At 69.1% G+C, this 16,598-nt stretch carries 13 protein-coding genes; 12 read left to right on the top strand and 1 reads right to left on the bottom strand.

Annotated elements, in window-relative coordinates; translation table 11 throughout:
- The 10 genes from AC4HOU_RS03800 to tpiA all read left to right on the top strand — a co-directional run bounded on the left by AC4HOU_RS03800 (position 1) and on the right by tpiA (position 12,779).
- Positions 1-1,665, top strand: a complete 1,665-nt coding sequence (locus AC4HOU_RS03800) for a sigma-54-dependent Fis family transcriptional regulator (protein ID WP_490724133.1) — start codon at positions 1-3, stop codon at positions 1,663-1,665.
- A gap of 84 nt (positions 1,666-1,749) precedes the next feature.
- Positions 1,750-3,258 carry an aldehyde dehydrogenase family protein gene (locus tag AC4HOU_RS03795; protein WP_490724132.1) on the top strand — a complete coding sequence of 503 codons (1,509 nt, stop codon included), beginning with the start codon at positions 1,750-1,752 and terminating at the stop codon, positions 3,256-3,258.
- 29 nt (positions 3,259-3,287) lie between these two features.
- Positions 3,288-4,406 carry an NDMA-dependent alcohol dehydrogenase gene (locus tag AC4HOU_RS03790; RefSeq protein ID WP_490724131.1) on the top strand — a complete coding sequence of 373 codons (1,119 nt, stop codon included), beginning with the start codon at positions 3,288-3,290 and terminating at the stop codon, positions 4,404-4,406.
- 102 nt (positions 4,407-4,508) lie between these two features.
- Positions 4,509-6,533, top strand: a complete 2,025-nt coding sequence (uvrC, locus tag AC4HOU_RS03785) for an excinuclease ABC subunit UvrC (protein WP_194989867.1) — start codon at positions 4,509-4,511, stop codon at positions 6,531-6,533.
- Positions 6,534-6,622: 89 nt separating this feature from the next.
- A complete protein-coding gene (gene rapZ / locus AC4HOU_RS03780; protein WP_163815995.1) occupies positions 6,623-7,576 on the top strand; it encodes an RNase adapter RapZ in 954 nt (317 codons plus the stop codon).
- On the top strand, positions 7,573-8,619 hold the full coding sequence (locus AC4HOU_RS03775; RefSeq protein ID WP_490724130.1) for a gluconeogenesis factor YvcK family protein: 1,047 nt from the start codon (positions 7,573-7,575) through the stop codon (positions 8,617-8,619). Before rapZ ends, AC4HOU_RS03775 begins: the two co-directional genes overlap by 4 nt.
- Complete coding sequence (gene whiA / locus AC4HOU_RS03770; protein ID WP_163815991.1) at positions 8,610-9,593, top strand: DNA-binding protein WhiA; 984 nt, start codon at positions 8,610-8,612, stop codon at positions 9,591-9,593. The genes AC4HOU_RS03775 and whiA overlap by 10 nt, the downstream gene beginning before the upstream one ends.
- A gap of 155 nt (positions 9,594-9,748) precedes the next feature.
- Positions 9,749-10,768, top strand: coding sequence for a type I glyceraldehyde-3-phosphate dehydrogenase (gene gap / locus AC4HOU_RS03765; protein WP_163815989.1), 1,020 nt, complete (start codon positions 9,749-9,751; stop codon positions 10,766-10,768).
- Between the two features lie 5 nt (positions 10,769-10,773).
- Positions 10,774-11,994 (top strand): phosphoglycerate kinase, encoded by a 1,221-nt coding sequence (locus AC4HOU_RS03760; RefSeq protein ID WP_490724129.1) that lies wholly within the window; start codon positions 10,774-10,776, stop codon positions 11,992-11,994.
- Positions 11,994-12,779: a triose-phosphate isomerase gene (gene tpiA, locus AC4HOU_RS03755; protein WP_163815985.1), complete on the top strand. Its 786-nt coding sequence runs from the start codon at positions 11,994-11,996 to the stop codon at positions 12,777-12,779. The genes AC4HOU_RS03760 and tpiA overlap by 1 nt, the downstream gene beginning before the upstream one ends.
- Before the next feature lie 240 nt (positions 12,780-13,019).
- Here the strand turns inward: tpiA and AC4HOU_RS03750 are convergent, their stop codons facing one another.
- Positions 13,020-13,814 carry an META domain-containing protein gene (locus AC4HOU_RS03750; RefSeq protein ID WP_195019611.1) on the bottom strand — a complete coding sequence of 265 codons (795 nt, stop codon included), beginning with the start codon at positions 13,812-13,814 and terminating at the stop codon, positions 13,020-13,022.
- Between the two features lie 221 nt (positions 13,815-14,035).
- Between AC4HOU_RS03750 and AC4HOU_RS03745 the strand changes: the two genes are divergently transcribed.
- Both AC4HOU_RS03745 and AC4HOU_RS03740 read left to right on the top strand, forming a co-directional pair.
- Positions 14,036-14,608, top strand: coding sequence for a DUF3841 domain-containing protein (locus tag AC4HOU_RS03745; RefSeq protein WP_490724128.1), 573 nt, complete (start codon positions 14,036-14,038; stop codon positions 14,606-14,608).
- A 385-nt stretch (positions 14,609-14,993) separates the two neighbouring features.
- On the top strand, positions 14,994-16,592 hold the full coding sequence (locus tag AC4HOU_RS03740) for an MFS transporter (RefSeq protein ID WP_490724127.1): 1,599 nt from the start codon (positions 14,994-14,996) through the stop codon (positions 16,590-16,592).
- Positions 16,593-16,598: the final 6 nt, after the last annotated feature.

The raw sequence follows: 16,598 nt of genomic DNA, 5'->3' as shown, positions 1-16,598 counted from the left end.
ATGTCGCAGGTGGAAACGCTCGGACAGGGCTCGCCAGCACGCGGGCCGCGCCCGGATATCGCGCTGTCGTGGCAGCGGTCGCGGCTGTGTGGAGTCGATCCGGGCGCGGGCCTGGACAGCGATCCGGATGCCGAGGTCGACAGCGCGGGCCGGCTGCTGCACGCGGCGCGGCCGATCCTCGACGAACTGGCCACGCAGCTGTCCGGGACCGGACTCGCGGTCCTGCTCGCCGACGGGGACGGGCGCATCGTCTCGCGCGTGTTCGACGGCGCCGCCACCGCCCGCTGGTTCGACCGGGCCGGCGTGGTGGTGGGGTCACTGCTCGGTGAGGACCGTGCGGGCACCAACGCGCTCGGCACACCGCTCGAGCTGAAACGACCCATCGTCATCAACGGTTGCGAGCACTATCTCGAGCGGTTCAAGGATATGAGCTGCTACGGCCAGCCGATCATTCACCCGGTGACCCGCCGCGTGGAAGGGGTGCTCGATCTGAGCGCGCGCGGCGCCGAGGCCAACCCGCTGTTCGCGCCGCTGGTGGCACGGGCGGTGGCCGATATCGAAGCGCGGTTGCTCGCCGGGCGCCGTGCCGCCCAGCAGCGATTGATCGAGGCATTCCAGCGGGCGCCCGCGCACCGCGATGTCGCCGTCGCCGCGATCGGCGGTGACGTGGTGCTGGCCAATCCGGCCGCGATGGACCTGTTCGATCAGGCCGACCATCACACGCTGCGGGAGCTCGCGCTGGACCTGCGTCCGGGCGGCCAGCGGCGGATAAGCCTCGAACTGTCCTCGGGGGAGCGGGCGGTCGTGCAGGCCGACGCCATCCCCGGTACCGATGGCGGTGCGCTGTTCGTGGTGCGGTCGGGGTCGCGGCTGCCGGTCCCGCGCACCCGCACGGGCACCGCCGATCGCCTTCGGGACCGGCTGCGTGCCGTGGCGGCGGGCGAGGGTGCGGTGATGGTGGCGGGGGAGCCGGGTACCGGTCGCAGCACCGTCATCGCCGAGTTGGTCGCAGGGGCCGAGGCCGTCCGGGTCGACGCCGCCGATCTCCCTGTGCGGGACGCCGAGGCCTGGCTGCGGGCGGTGTGTGAGCGCGAGCGCCCGCCGGCGTTCCTGGCGATCGACGACGTCGATCGGCTCGCGCCCGAAGCGGTGCACGCCGTGGCCCAGCTCGTCCGGACCACCCGCTCACCTCGCGTGGTGCTGTCGAGCGGATCCGGCAGCGCACCCACCGCCGAGTTGTCGGCGTTGCTGGCTGCCTGCCCGCATCGGGTGCAGCTGGCGCCCCTGCGGGAGCGGCGCGCCGATATCGCCGAGATCGCGGCGCAGATGCTGGCGGGCATCCGTCCCGGACTGCGGCTCACCGCCCGGGCGCTGGGCGCGTTACGAGCCGGGCAGTGGCCCGGGAACCTCACCGAGCTGCACTCGGTGCTGGTCCAGGCGGCGAGCAGCGCCCGCGGCGACCGCATCGATCTCTCCGATCTTCCAGCGCCCTATCGGATCTCGCCGCGGGTGGCCCGGCTGTCCGAACGTGAACTGGCCGAACGCCGGATCATCATCGCCGCCCTGGCCGACAGCGGCGGGAACAAAGTGCACGCCGCGCGCAGGCTCGGGATGAGCCGGACCACCCTGTACGCGCGGATGCGGACCCTCGATATCGACCGCTGACGGTGTCCAGACATTGAACAGTTAGCGCGCACCGATCCATCGGAATATGGCCTGTGTCACAGACCGATTTCCCTGGAGGTACGCATGACAGCGGTGTCCGAGTTCCCGATCCGGACGCAGGTTCGCAGCTTTCTCGACCGTCCCAAACGGCTGCTCATCGGTGGTGAATGGGTCGACGCGGCGTCCGGGCGCACCTTCGCCACCGAGGATCCCGCCACCGGCGCCACCCTCGCCGAGGTGGCCCACGGCGGCGCCGAGGACGTCGATCGCGCGGTCCGCGCGGCGCGGCGGGCCTTCGACGACGGCCCGTGGCAGTGGATGAAGCCGAACGAGCGCGAACGACTGCTCTGGCGCGTCGGCGACATCCTGTCCGAGCGCGCCGCCGAGTTCGGCGAGCTGGAGGCCCTCGACAACGGCAAATCGGCGGGCATCGCCACCGCGGTGGACACCGCGTGGGCGGCCGACGTGTTCCGCTACTACGCCGGTTGGGCCACCAAGATCGAGGGCTCGACGGTCGACGTCTCGATGCCGTTCGCGCCCGGCGCCCGGTTCCACGCGTACACGCTGCGCGAACCGGTCGGTGTCTGCGGCCTGATCGTGCCGTGGAACTTCCCGCTGCTGATGGCGTCGTGGAAGCTCGCGCCCGCCCTCGCGGCCGGAAACACCGTGGTGCTCAAGCCCGCCGAACAGACCCCGCTGACCGCGCTGCTGCTCGGCGAGGTATTCCAAGAGGCCGGCTTCCCGCCCGGCGTGGTGAACATCGTGACCGGCTTCGGTGACGCCGGCGCCGCCCTGTCCGCCCACGACGGTGTCGACAAGATCGCCTTCACCGGCTCCACCGAGGTCGGCAAGCTCGTCGTCGAGGCGGCCCGCGGCAACCTCAAGAAGGTGTCGCTCGAACTCGGCGGCAAGAGCGCCAACGTGGTGTTCGCCGACGCCGATTTCGACGCGGCGGTCACCGGGTCGCTGAACGCGTGGCTGTTCAACCACGGCCAGTGCTGTGTGGCGGGAACGCGGTTGTTCGTGGAGGACAAGATCTTCGACGACTTCACCCAGGCCGTCGCCGATGCCGCCGCTGCCGTGAAGATCGGTCCCGGCCTGGATCCGGCGACCGAACTCGGCCCGCTCGTCTCGCAGGAGCAGTTCGACCGCGTGACCGGCTATCTGCAAGCCGGACTCGCCGATGGCGCCCGCGCCCTCACCGGCGGCAAACGGTGGGGCGAGACCGGGTACTTCGTGGAGCCGACCGTCTTCGTCGATGTGCGGCCCGAATTCAGCATCGTGCGCGAGGAGATCTTCGGCCCGGTCGTCGCGGCGCTGCCCTTCAACGCCGACGACGGGATCGGCGCGGCGGTCACCGCAGCCAACGATTCGCCCTACGGGCTCGCCGCCGGCGTGTGGACCCGCGACGTCGCCAAGGCGCACCGCACCGCGCGCCTGCTGAAGGCCGGGTCGGTGTGGGTCAACCAATACAACGGTTTCGACACCGCGATGCCCTTCGGCGGCTACAAGCAGTCCGGTTGGGGTCGTGAGCTCGGCGCCGCCGCCATGGACCTGTACCTGCAGACCAAATCCGTCAACGTCGCCCTCTGAGCGCGACCGTCTACCGTCAGGAGAATGCCGTGAAAACCACCGCAGCCGTGCTCATCGACGCGGGCAAGCCCTTCGAGATCATGGAACTCGATCTGGACGGGCCCGGCCCCGGCGAGGTCCTCATCCGCTACACCGCCGCCGGGCTCTGCCACTCCGATCTGCATCTCACCGATGGCGATCTGCCGCCGCGCTATCCCATCGTGGGTGGCCACGAGGGCGCGGGCGTCATCGAGGAAGTGGGACCCGGCGTCACCAAGGTGCAACCGGGTGACCACGTGGTGTGCAGCTTCATCCCGAACTGCGGGCACTGCCGCTACTGCTCCACCGGCAGGCAGAACCTCTGCGATATGGGCGCCACCATCCTCGATGGCTGTATGCCCGACGGGACCTTCCGATTCCATGGCAACGGAATGGATTTCGGCGCCATGTGCATGCTCGGCACGTTCGCCGAACGGGCAACCATCTCCGAGCACTCGGTGGTCAAGGTGGACAACTGGTTGCCGCTGGAGACCGCTGTCCTGGTCGGTTGCGGCGTGCCGTCGGGGTGGGGCAGCGCCACCTACGCGGGCAATGTCCGGGTGGGTGACATCACCGTCGTGTACGGCATCGGCGGGCTCGGCATCAATGCGGTCCAGGGTGCGGTGCACAGCGGTGCCAAGTATGTCGTCGCGGTCGATCCGGTGCAGTTCAAGCGGGAGACCGCGCTGAAGATGGGCGCCACCCACGCGTTCGCCACCGCCGAGGAGGCCGCCACCATCGTGAACGAGCTGTCCTGGGGGCAGGGCGCGGATCAGGCCATCATCACGGTGGGAACGGTCACCGAAGAGGTGGTGTCGGCGGCGTTCGAGATCGTCGGCAAGGGCGGGACGGTGGTCGTCACCGGACTCGCCGATCCGGCGAAGCTGACGGTCCACGTCTCGGGTGCGATGCTGACCCTGAACGAGAAAACGATCAAGGGCACGCTGTTCGGCTCGGCCAACCCGCAGTACGACATCGTGCGCATGCTGCGCCTCTACGACGCCGGTCAGCTGAACCTCGATGATCTGGTCACCACCCGGTACCGGCTCGAGGACATCAACCAGGGATATCAGGACCTGCGCGACGGGAAGAACATTCGTGGCGTGCTGATCCACGGCAGCGCCGGCTGAGATCGCGCTCGCTGCCGGGCGACACCGATGGTGCGTCCGGCAGCGAGCCTGAGCGGGGCTCCCACGGCGGAGTTTGTCGGAGGGCGTCGATAGGCTGGGCAGGTGGCAGATCCCGCGACGTACCGGCCGAAGCCGGGCACGATTCCCGTCGAACCCGGTGTGTACAAGTTCCGGGATTCCTACGGGCGCGTCATCTACGTCGGCAAGGCCAAGAGCCTGCGCTCCCGGTTGAACTCCTACTTCGCCGACGTGGCCTCACTGCATCCGCGCACCCGGCAGATGGTCACCACCGCGGCGAGCGTCGAGTGGACGGTGGTGTCCACCGAGGTCGAGGCGTTGCAGCTGGAATACAACTGGATCAAGGAGTTCGATCCGCGCTTCAACGTCCGCTACCGCGATGACAAGTCGTATCCGGTGCTCGCGGTCACCCTGAACGAGGAGTACCCGCGGCTGTTCGTCTACCGCGGCGCGCGGAAGAAGGGCGTCCGCTACTTCGGGCCCTACGCGCACGCCTGGGCGATCAGGGAAACCCTCGATCTGCTGCTGCGGGTGTTCCCCGCGCGCACCTGTTCCAACGGAGTGTTCAAGCGGCACAGCCAGATCGGGCGGCCGTGCCTGCTCGGCTACATCGACAAATGCTCGGCGCCGTGCATCGGCCGGGTCAGCGCCGAGGAGCATCGCCGCATCGTCGAGGATTTCTGCGACTTCCTCGCCGGGCGCACCGACCGCATGGTTCGCGAGCTCGAACGACGCATGCACGCCGCCGCCGACGACCTCGACTTCGAGACCGCCGCTCGCCTGCGCGACGACGTGCAAGCGCTGCGCCGGGCGTTGGAGAAGCAGGCCGTGGTGCTCGGCACCGGCACCGACGCCGACGTGATCGCCTTCGCCACCGACGAGCTCGAGGTGGCGGTGCAGATCTTCCATGTGCGGGACGGCCGGGTCCGCGGTCAGCGCGGCTGGGTGGTCGACAAATCCGGTGACGCCGTCGACGTGCCGGAGGCCGGTGGCGAGATGGCCGCGCTGGTGGAGCAGTTCCTCACCCAGTTCTACGGTGAGCAGGCCGCCGTCGCCGCCCAAGGCGCCGAGGAACAACCCACCGTGGTGCCGCGCGAGGTGCTGGTGCCCGAGTTGCCCGCCGATGTGGAGCAGGTGCAGCAGTGGCTGTCGCAGCTGCGGGGCTCGGCGGTGCAGGTGCGGGTACCGCGCCGCGGCGACAAGAAGGCGCTGGCCGAGACGGTGCAGCGCAACGCGCAGGAGGCCCTGGCCCAGCACAAGCTGCGCCGGGCCGGTGATCTCACCTCCAGATCGGCCGCGCTGCAAGACATTCAGGATGCCCTGGATCTGGACACCGCGCCGCTGCGCATCGAATGCGTCGACATCAGCCATGTGCAGGGCACCGATGTGGTCGCCTCGCTGGTGGTGTTCGAAGACGGGCTGCCACGCAAATCGGAATACCGGCACTACACCATCAAGGAAGCCGCCGGTGAGGGCCGATCCGATGACGTCGGCAGCATCGCCGAGGTCACCAGGCGCCGCTTCGGCCGGCTGCGCCGCGAACGCGACGCCGCCGAACGGGTCGAGCTCGACACCCCCACCGCCCCCGAAGGCGCCCCCGCCGAGCACATCGACGACGCGCCGACCTCGCTGCCGGGGATCGATCCCGCGACCGGTAAACCGCGCAAGTTCGCCTACCCACCCAACCTCTACGTCGTCGACGGCGGCGCGCCGCAGGTCGCCGCGGCCGCGGAGGTGCTCGACGAACTCGGCATCACCGACGTCGCGGTGATCGGCCTGGCCAAACGCCTCGAAGAGGTATGGGTGCCCAACGAGCCGGACCCGGTGATCATGCCCCGCACCAGCGAGGCGCTCTACCTGCTGCAACGGGTACGTGACGAGGCGCACCGCTTCGCCATCACCTTCCACCGCAGCAAACGCTCGCGCCGGATGACGGCCTCGGCTCTGGATTCGGTGCGCGGGTTGGGCGCTGCCCGGCGAACCGCGCTGGTCACGCACTTCGGATCGGTCGCAAAGTTGAAGGAGGCAACGGTGGAGGAGATCACCGAAGTGCCCGGTATCGGGGTCGCCACGGCCCAGGCGGTGCTGGCCGCCTTGCGCGGAGATTAGCCCCGGTCGCGTACGTTGTGTAACTGCACCGGGTACCGAATTCGGTGCGACAAGATCGAGAGGCATCCAGACAACAGATCCGGTGGTACATGACACGCGTCGAATCGAACAGCAGCGGCCATGCCCCCGGGCCCGCCGCAGCGCGCGGCGGACCCGCTGGTGCGCAGGTAGAGGTCGTTCTGGTGACCGGTTTGTCCGGAGCGGGGCGCGGTACCGCGGCCAAGGTGCTCGAGGATCTCGGCTGGTATGTCACCGATAATCTGCCGCCCGAACTGATCGGGCGCATGGTCGAGCTCGGCGCCGCCGCTGATCCGCCGATCCGGCGATTGGCCCTGGTCATGGACGTGCGCAGCCGGTTCTTCACCGGCGATCTCTCGGTGGTCACCGAGCAGCTGCGTGCGCGCGGTGTGAAGACCCGGGTGTTGTTCCTGGAAGCCTCCGACGATGTGCTGATCCGCCGGTTCGGTTTCGCCCGGCGCCGCCATCCCTTGCAGAGCGAGAGCGCCGACGGCACGCTGTCGGCGGGCATCGCCGCGGAGCGGATCCGGCTCTCGGCGGTCAAGGCCGCCGCGGATGTCGTCATCGATACCACCGAGCTGTCCATTCACCAGCTGCACCGCAAGCTGGAGGAAGCCTACGGCGGCGGCGCCTCGGCAGCCTTGCAGCTGACCGTGCAGTCCTTCGGTTTCAAGTACGGGGTACCGCTGGACGCCGACATGGTGTTGGATGTGCGTTTTCTGCCCAATCCACACTGGATACCGGAACTGCGGGAACATTCTGGACAGGAGTCGGTGGTCAGCGAGTACGTGCTGACGCGTCCGGGCGCGGACGACTATCTGCGTACCTGCCACCACCTGCTCGACCTGGTCACGAACGGTTACCGCCAAGAGGGGAAGCGATACATGACGGTGGCAGTGGGGTGCACCGGCGGCAGGCACCGCAGCGTAGCGATCGCGGAAGCGCTGGGTGAATCGTTGCGCACCGACTCCGACGGGGTCGTCGACGTGGTGCGCGTGGTCCACCGGGATCTGGGGCGCGAATGACGGGATGGGATGCCAACCCCGCCATCGTCGCGCTCGGCGGCGGGCACGGTCTGTACGCGACGCTGACCGCGGTGCGGCGGCTCACCACCCGCATCAGTGCGGTGGTGACCGTCGCCGACGACGGCGGCTCCTCCGGCCGATTACGCGCCGAGCTCGGCGTGCCTCCGCCGGGTGACCTGCGGATGGCGCTGGCAGCGCTGGCCGCCGATGCCGACGGGGTGTGGACCCGCACGGTGCAGCACCGCTTCGGCGGCACCGGCGCGCTGGCCGGGCATTCGGTCGGCAACCTGATCCTGGCCGGGCTCACCGAGGTACTCGGCGATCCGGTGGCCGCACTCGACCAGGTCGCGGCGCTGCTCGGAGTGACAGGGCGGGTGCTGCCGATGTCGCCGATCGCCCTCGATATCGAGGCCGACGTATCCGGGCTGGAGGCCGACCCACGGGTGAGCCGCTGCATCCGCGGGCAGGTGGCGGTGGCGACCACCCCGGGCAAGGTCCGGCGGGTGCGGCTGATCCCCTCCGACCCGCCCGCCAGTCCGGAGGCCACCTCGGCCATCGAACACGCCGACGTGGTGGTGCTCGGCCCCGGTTCCTGGTTCACCAGTGTGATCCCGCATGTGCTGGTCCCCGAGCTGCACGACGCGCTGGTCTACACCCGAGCACGCAAAGTGCTCGTCCTGAATCTGGCCGCCGAGCCGGGCGAGACCGCAGGATTCTCCGCCGAACGCCATCTGCATGTATTGTCCCAGCACGCACCGGATTTCGCGGTCGACGATGTCTTGGTCGATTCCGGCTGCGTGCCCGAGGGCAGAGAGCGCGAACATGTGGCAAGAGCGGCCGAACAGTTGCGAGCGCGGGTAGTCTTTTCCGATGTCGCCGACGCGGGAACAGACCGGCACCATCCCGGAAAGCTTGCCGCCGCACTGGATCGTTTGATCCGGGAACCTCGGCCGACCGTGTCAGGGCTTCGAGTCGAGGGACGGCACATGGGTCAGGATGTGCGGTCCGGGTTGGGTGGAAAGGAGCGCGTCTCGTGGCGATGACAGCCGAAGTGAAGGACGAGCTGAGCAGGCTCGCGGTGTCCCAGGTGAGTTCGCGCAAGGCGGAACTGTCCGCCCTGCTGCGCTTCGCCGGTGGGCTGCACATCGTCGGCGGGCGGGTGATCGTCGAGGCCGAGGTGGATATGGGCTCGATCGCGCGCAGGCTACGACGCGAAATCTTCGAGCTCTACGGCTACGGCTCCGACGTGCACGTTCTCGGTGCCGGCGGGCTCCGCAAGACCTCGCGCTACGTGGTGCGGGTGTCGAAGGAGGGCGAGGCGCTGGCCCGCCAGACCGGCCTGCTCGACGTGCGCGGCCGTCCGGTGCGCGGGCTGCCTGCCCAGGTGGTCGGCGGCAGCGTCGGCGACGCCGAAGCCGCTTGGCGTGGTGCGTTTCTCGCGCACGGCTCGCTCACCGAACCGGGGCGCTCCTCGGCGCTCGAGGTCAGCTGCCCCGGGCCGGAGGCGGCGCTGGCGCTGGTGGGCGCGGCGCGCAGGCTCGGCATCTCGGCCAAGGCGCGCGAGGTACGCGGCACCGACCGGGTGGTGGTGCGCGACGGCGAGGCCATCGGCGCGCTGCTGACCAGGATGGGCGCCCAGGACACCCGGCTGACCTGGGAAGAACGCCGGATGCGCCGGGAGGTGCGGGCCACCGCCAACCGGTTGGCCAACTTCGACGACGCGAATCTGCGCCGCTCGGCGCGCGCCGCTGTCGCCGCCGCCGCGCGGGTGGAGCGGGCCCTGGAAATCCTCGGTGACGAGGTACCCGATCATCTGGCCGCGGCGGGCAAGCTTCGCGTGCAGCATCGCCAGGCCTCGCTCGAGGAACTGGGCCAGCTCGCCGATCCGCCGATGACGAAAGACGCTGTGGCCGGACGTATCCGGCGCCTGCTGTCGATGGCCGACCGCCGCGCGAAGGAGCTCGGCGTGCCCGATACCGAATCGGCGGTGACCGCCGAACTGCTCGACGAAGCCTGAGCGGGCGGGGCCGGTTGTACCGGCCCGCGTTCGGTCGTTCGCGGGCCGCACCTCACCGGATTCGCAATCGTGAGGTGCATGTCCGCGGGGTTACGGCCGGGCACTACTGTAGGTAGAGACGGAATGAATCCGCTGAAAAGCTGAGGAGCGATAACGTGACTGTCCGGGTAGGCATCAACGGCTTCGGTCGTATCGGCCGTAACTTCTTCAGGGCGGTCGAGGCGCAGAAGGCGCTCGGCACCACCGACATCGAGATCGTCGCGGTCAACGACCTCACCGATAACGCGACCCTGGCCACCCTGCTGAAGTACGACTCGATCCTGGGCCGGCTGCCGCAGGACGTGTCGCTCGACGGCGAGGACACCATCGTGGTCGGCGACCAGCGGATCAAGGCGCTGGCCATCAAGGAGGGGCCCGCCGCCCTGCCGTGGGGCGATCTCGGCGTCGACGTGGTGGTCGAGTCCACCGGCATCTTCACCGACGCCACCAAGGCCAAGGGTCACCTGGCCGCAGGCGCCAAGAAGGTCATCATCTCCGCGCCCGCCAAGGGCGAAGACCTGACCGTGGTCATGGGTGTCAACGACAGCCAGTACGACGGCAGCCAGAACATCATCTCCAACGCCTCCTGCACCACCAACTGCCTCGGCCCGCTGGCCAAGGTCCTCAACGACGAGTTCGGCATCGAGCGTGGCCTGATGACCACGATCCACGCCTACACCCAGGATCAGAACCTCCAGGACGGCCCGCACAGCGATCTGCGCCGCGCCCGCGCCGCCGCGCTGAACATCGTGCCCACCGGCACCGGCGCCGCCAAGGCCATCGGCCTGGTGCTGCCCGAGTTGCAGGGCAAGCTGGACGGCTACGCGCTGCGCGTGCCGGTGCCCACCGGTTCGGTCACCGACCTCACCGCCACCCTGTCCAAGTCGGCCACCATCGACGAGATCAACGCCGCGTACAAGGCTGCCGCCGAGGGCCCGCTGAAGGGCATCCTGAAGTACAACACCGATCCGATCGTCTCCAGCGACATCGTCACCGACCCGCACTCGTCGATCTACGACGCGCCGCTGACCAAGGTCATCGACGATCAGGTGAAGGTCGTGTCCTGGTACGACAACGAGTGGGGCTACTCCAACCGCCTCGCCGACCTCATCGGCCTGGTCGGAAAGTCGCTCTGACCCAGATGGCAGTCAAGACACTCGCAGATCTGCTGGCCGAGGGTGTCGAGGGCCGGGGCGTGCTGATGCGCTCCGACCTGAACGTCCCCCTCGACGACAACGGCACCATCACCGATCCGGGCCGCATCCTGGCGTCGGTGCCCACGCTGAAGGCGCTGGTCGAGGCCGGCGCCAAGGTGGTCGTCACCGCGCATCTGGGCCGCCCGAAGGGTGAGCCGGATCCGAAGTTGTCGCTGGCGCCGGTCGCCGCGCGGCTGGCCGAGGAACTGGGCCGCAATGTCCAACTCGCCGGTGATGTGGTCGGCCAGGACGCGCTCGCGCGTTCGGAAGGCCTCACCGACGGTGACGTGCTCATGCTCGAGAACATCCGGTTCGATCCGCGCGAAACCAGCAAAGACGACGCGCAGCGCGCCAAGCTGGCCGCCGCGCTGGTCGAGCTGGTGGGCGAGGACGGGGCGTTCGTCTCCGACGGCTTCGGTGTGGTGCACCGCAAGCAGGCCTCGGTCTACGACGTGGCGAAGCTGCTGCCGCATTACGCGGGCACGCTGGTCGCCGCCGAGGTCGAGGTGCTGGCCAAGCTCACCGAGAACCCGGAGCGGCCGTACGCGGTGGTGCTCGGCGGGTCCAAGGTCTCGGACAAGCTCGCGGTGATCGAGGCGCTGGCCCCCAAGGTCGACACCCTCGTCATCGGCGGCGGCATGTGCTTCACCTTCCTTGCCGCCCAGGGCCTTTCGGTAGGTTCCTCGCTGTTGCAGGAGGAGATGATCGACACCTGCAAGCAGCTGCTCGAACGCTTCGCCGACGTCATCCATCTGCCCCGTGACATCGTCGCGGCCGACAAGTTCGCCGCCGACGCCGACTCGAAGGTCGTTCCGGCCCACGAGATCCCGGACGGCTGGATGGGCCTGGACATCGGTCCCGAGTCGGTGGACCGGTTCTCGGCGCTGCTGACCGAGGCGAAGACGGTGTTCTGGAACGGCCCGATGGGTGTGTTCGAGTTCGACAACTTCGCCGCCGGCACCCGCGGGGTCGCCGAGGCGATCGTGACCGCGACCGGTAAGGGCGCGTTCACCGTCGTCGGTGGTGGCGACTCGGCCGCGGCCGTGCGCACCCTCGGCCTGCCGGAGGACGGTTTCTCGCACATCTCGACCGGTGGCGGTGCGTCGCTGGAATACCTCGAGGGCAAGGAACTTCCCGGCATCAGCGTGCTGGAGGAGGACGCGTAATGGCACGCAAGCCGCTCATCGCGGGCAACTGGAAGATGAACCTCAATCATCTCGAGGCCATCGCCCTGGTGCAGAAGATCGCGTTCGCCCTGCCGGACAAGTACTTCGACAAGGTCGACGTCACCGTCATCCCGCCGTTCACCGATATCCGCAGCGTGCAGACGCTGATCGAGGGTGACAAGCTGCGCGTCACCTTCGGCGCGCAGGATGTGTCGGTGCACGACGCGGGCGCCTACACCGGCGAGATCAGCGCGTCCATGCTGGCCAAGCTGGGGTGCAGCTTCGTGGTGGTCGGCCATTCGGAGCGCCGCCAGTACCACAACGAGGACGACGCGATCGTGCTCGCCAAGGCCAAGCAGGCGTTGAAGCACGAGATCACCCCGATCGTGTGCATCGGTGAGGGTCTCAATGTCCGCGAGGCGAAGACCCACGTCGAGTACAACCTCGAGCAGTTGCGTGGTTCGCTCAAAGGCCTGACGGCCGAGGAGATCTCGAAGATCGTCATCGCCTACGAACCGGTGTGGGCCATCGGCACCGGCAAGGTCGCCACTCCTGCCGACGCGCAGGAAGTGTGCGGCGCGATCCGCGGTGAGCTCGCCGAACTGGCGTCGCCGGAGGTGGCGGCGTCGGTGCGGGTGCTCTACGGCGGTTCGGTCAATGCCAAGAACGTCGGCGAACTGGTCTCGCAGACCGATATCGACGGCGCGCTGGTCGGCGGTGCCTCGCTCAAGGGTGACGAGTTCGCCACTCTGTCGGCGATCGCCGCGGGTGGCCCGCTGCCCTGATCAACGACCCTCGAGGCCCACCGGGATTGATCCCGGTGGGCCTCAGTCGTTGTCGTGGATTCGTGGTCGTGCTCGGAGGGGCGTGTGATCCGGTTCGCGGAGCGGCTGAGGCGATGACCCAGACCCGCAGTTCGTCGGCGAGGTTCTGGCGTGACCCCGCACGCAGTGAACAGTGCGTGCGGGTGCGCCGGGCTGTGCCTTGGCCGGCGGTGTGGGGCAGGTGTGCCGGGTGCTGCGCGGCTACTGGGCCCGCAGCGTCAGTCCATGACCGTTGGGGTTGCGCAGGGTGAGGACGTCGGCGTCGACGGTGGCCTGCGCGGTGCCGTCGAGGGCCTGGAGGACCGCCTGTTCGACCTCCATGGTTTCCGGGTCGCACATCATCCTGGTGGTCGCCACCTGGAAGGCGATATCGGAGCCTTCGGGGGTGTCGGTGATGGTGGCCGAGCCGGTCATCCGGTTGCAGCCGGCGAAGCCGGTGAGGGAGCCGTCCTCGGCGATGGTGAAGGTCGGCCGAAGTTCGTCGATCTTCTGTGAGTGGATCTGGGCGTCGGGGGTGAGCAGGGCATTGACGACCCAGGGCGTACCGCGCAGCGGGCGGTCGGGGAGCAGGACTTCCTTGTCCATCATGATCACGGTGGTGTTGTTGCCTTCGAGGGTGAGCCGGGCGTCGTCGAGCCGCCAGCTGGGCGAGGCATTGAGCAGATCACTGAGCCATCCGTCGGCGCCCATCTTCTCGCCGGGGCAGGCCATCAGCGTGCTGGCCAGGCCCGACACCTTGACGGTGTTGCCATCGAGTTCGACCGCGCCGCTATGGGTATTGCAGCCCGCCGATCCGGAGATCCGGCCCTCGGCGAAGGTGAGCGTCAGCGGGCCGCCGCCGGGAATCGGGGCGCCTTCCACCTCGGTGGAGAGGTAGGTGTGGCCCATCGGCGTCGGCGCGGGCCCGGCCGGCTCGGCGTCGTCGTTCGCGCAGGCCGTGGCGGCCGCGAGGGTGAGCAGCAATGCCGCTCCGAACCGGATCAGATGTGCCGACATGTCGCGATCCTACCGGCGGGTGATCTGCCGACTCGGGATTCGCGGGCGATGTCCACGTCCAGCTGCTGCGGCGGGCGGCGATCGGGTATCGACATTCCGGCGATCGCCGAAAATCAGGTGACGCAGCGAATGCCGGGCCGTACCGTACGTCCCTGTCCGATAACGGGATACGGGGTGGACCAAGTGATTGCGAATTCGACATCCGAGTGGGTCGATCGCTGATGCGATTGTGGACCTTGCAGGCGGCGCAAGTCGTCGACGCCGTGCGTGACAACGGCGTCTACCGCGCGGACTGGCAATACGCGATCGTGAACTGGCGCCCGGCCTACCGGGCGATGGTCGCCGAGATGGAACGCCGGGGCATTGCCTGCCATGGTGCGGCACCGGTGTGGTGCTGGCCCGGGCGTGCACTGCGCCCGCGCGCGACGCGCAGCACCGCCAACAGTCTGCTCGGCCTCGACCAATGGGCGCGCGGCGTGTATCTGCTCAAGCTCGACGTGCCCGCCGCGCTCACCATGACCACCTCCTACGCCCGCTGGAACGACTACCTCGGCGTCACGATGGAGCTGCTGCGCGCCGCCGGCCGCACCGACGGTCCCGCCTTCCCACCCGAGCAGGCGCCCATGGATTGGAGCGCCACTCTCGAACACGAGTGGGACAACCTTCAGGTCGTGATCCCCGAACTGCGGCGCGAATGGGTCGTGCGCAGCCGCTACTACGCACCGGACGCCGAAACCGCCGCCAGCATCGCCGCCGACCCGGATCTCACCCCGTCGCCAGTTGTCGCCGACTGAGCACCGAGGATGGTCCCGGGGGCGGGCTGGATTTCCGTCACGGACAGACCGCCTCCTGGGCGTGGCGAACCCGGATCCGACTGGCGCCTGTGCTGACGCCGGAGACCGCGATGGTCGAGTGCGGCGGACGCGATCACCAGGTCTCGGAAGCCCAACCTCCGGTCCGGACGCCGTCCACCTGCCCACTGGTGCGCCGGCTGCGCCGAAGGCGGGGGTCGGTCACGGGTCCGCGGTGCCGACTGGCGATGCTGGCCGGATGACGCCGCCTGGTGTTCCGTGCTGAGCTCGCTCGCCGATCCTCGATTCGACCTCGAACCGCGACGCGCAAGCACCCGGCTCGGTGATCGCCGAGGCGCCGCCGGAGCCCCGGACTAGGCTGTCCCAAGTGACCACCGCCGCGCCGAAACCGCCTTCCACCTGGGCGCCACTGCGGATCCGGGTGTATCGGGCGTTGTGGATCGCGCAGCTCGTCTCCAATCTCGGCACCTGGATGCAGACGGTCGGCGCTCAGTGGATCCTGGTGGATCAGCCGAACGCCGCGACACTGGTGGCCTTCGTGCAGACCGCGACCACCTTGCCGGTGATGCTGCTGTCGATCCCGTCCGGCGTGATCGCCGACCTGGTGGATCGACGCAGGCTGCTGCTCGGTGCGCAGACGACCATGGCGTTGCTGGCGGCCACGCTCGCCGTCACAACGGCCACCGGGCACACCACGCCTGCGGTCCTGCTGACATTGCTGTTCCTGCTCGGTTGCGGCCAGGCGCTGACCGCGCCCGCCTGGCAGGCCATCCAGCCCGAACTGGTGCCGCGCGAACAGATTCCGTCGGTCGCGGCGCTCGGCAGTATGAGCATGAACATCGGGCGGGCGGTAGGGCCCGCGATCGCGGGTGTGCTGGTATCGCTGTCGGGCCCGACGCTGGTGTTCACGCTCAACGCGCTGTCCTTCGGTGCCATCGTCGCCGCGCTGATCCTGTGGCGCCGACCGTCCACCGAGCGGTCGCTGCCCAGCGAACGCCCGCTGGCCGCCCTGCAGGCGGGCACCCGGTTCATCCGGGCCGCGCCGGCGATCCGGCGGGTGCTGCTGCGTTCCATCCTGTTCGTCGGGCCGGGTAGCGCGTTGTGGGCGCTGCTGCCGGTGGTCGCCCGCGACGGTCTGCACCTCGGCTCCTCCGGCTACGGCGTGATGCTCGGTGCCCTCGGCGTCGGTGCCGTCCTCGGTGCGTTGGCGCTGGCACGGGTCCGGGCGCTGCTCACCCCGACCAGGCAGCTGGCGGTCGCGGCGGTGATGTTCGGCGCCGCGACGGTCGGCGCCGCGCTGCTACACGCGCTGATTCCGGTGCTGCTGCTCCTGGTGTGCGCGGGCTTCGCCTGGCTGCTCGCGCTGTCCACCATGAACGCGACGATGCAGCTACTGCTGCCCGGATGGGTGCGGGCACGCGGGCTGTCGGTGTACATGCTGGTGTTCATGGGCGGGCAGGCCATCGGCTCGCTGGTGTGGGGCCTGGTCGCGGGCGCGTTCGGGGTGGTGACGGCGCTGTTGGCGGCGGCGGTCCTGCTCGGCTGCTGTGCGTTGAGCACGCTGTGGCTGCCGATCCGCCACGATGCCGACGCGCTCGATCTCACGCCGTCGGCGTTCTGGCCGGAACCGCAACTGGTGGAGGAACCGTCACCGGCCGACGGGCCGGTCATGGTGCTGCGCGCCTATGACGTGCCGCCGGAGAACGTCGACGAATTCCTGGCCGCGATGGTGTTCGTGGGCCGGTCCCGCCAGCGCACCGGCGCCATGGAGTGGCGGCTCTACCGCGATGTCGGGGTGGTCGACCGCTATGTCGAGGCGTTCGTGGTGCGCTCCTGGTCGGAGCATATGCAGCAGCATCAGGTCCGGCTCACCGCACAGGATCAGCTGCGCGAGAGCGCGGTGGCCCGCTACTCCGCCGATGAGCCGGGGACCGTCACGCACCTGGTCGCGGTGACGCCGCGGTAGTCACGG

The sequence above is a fragment of the Nocardia sp. JCM 38205 genome (genome assembly GCF_058222935.1).
This window is presented reverse-complemented; position numbering and strand designations above follow the sequence as displayed.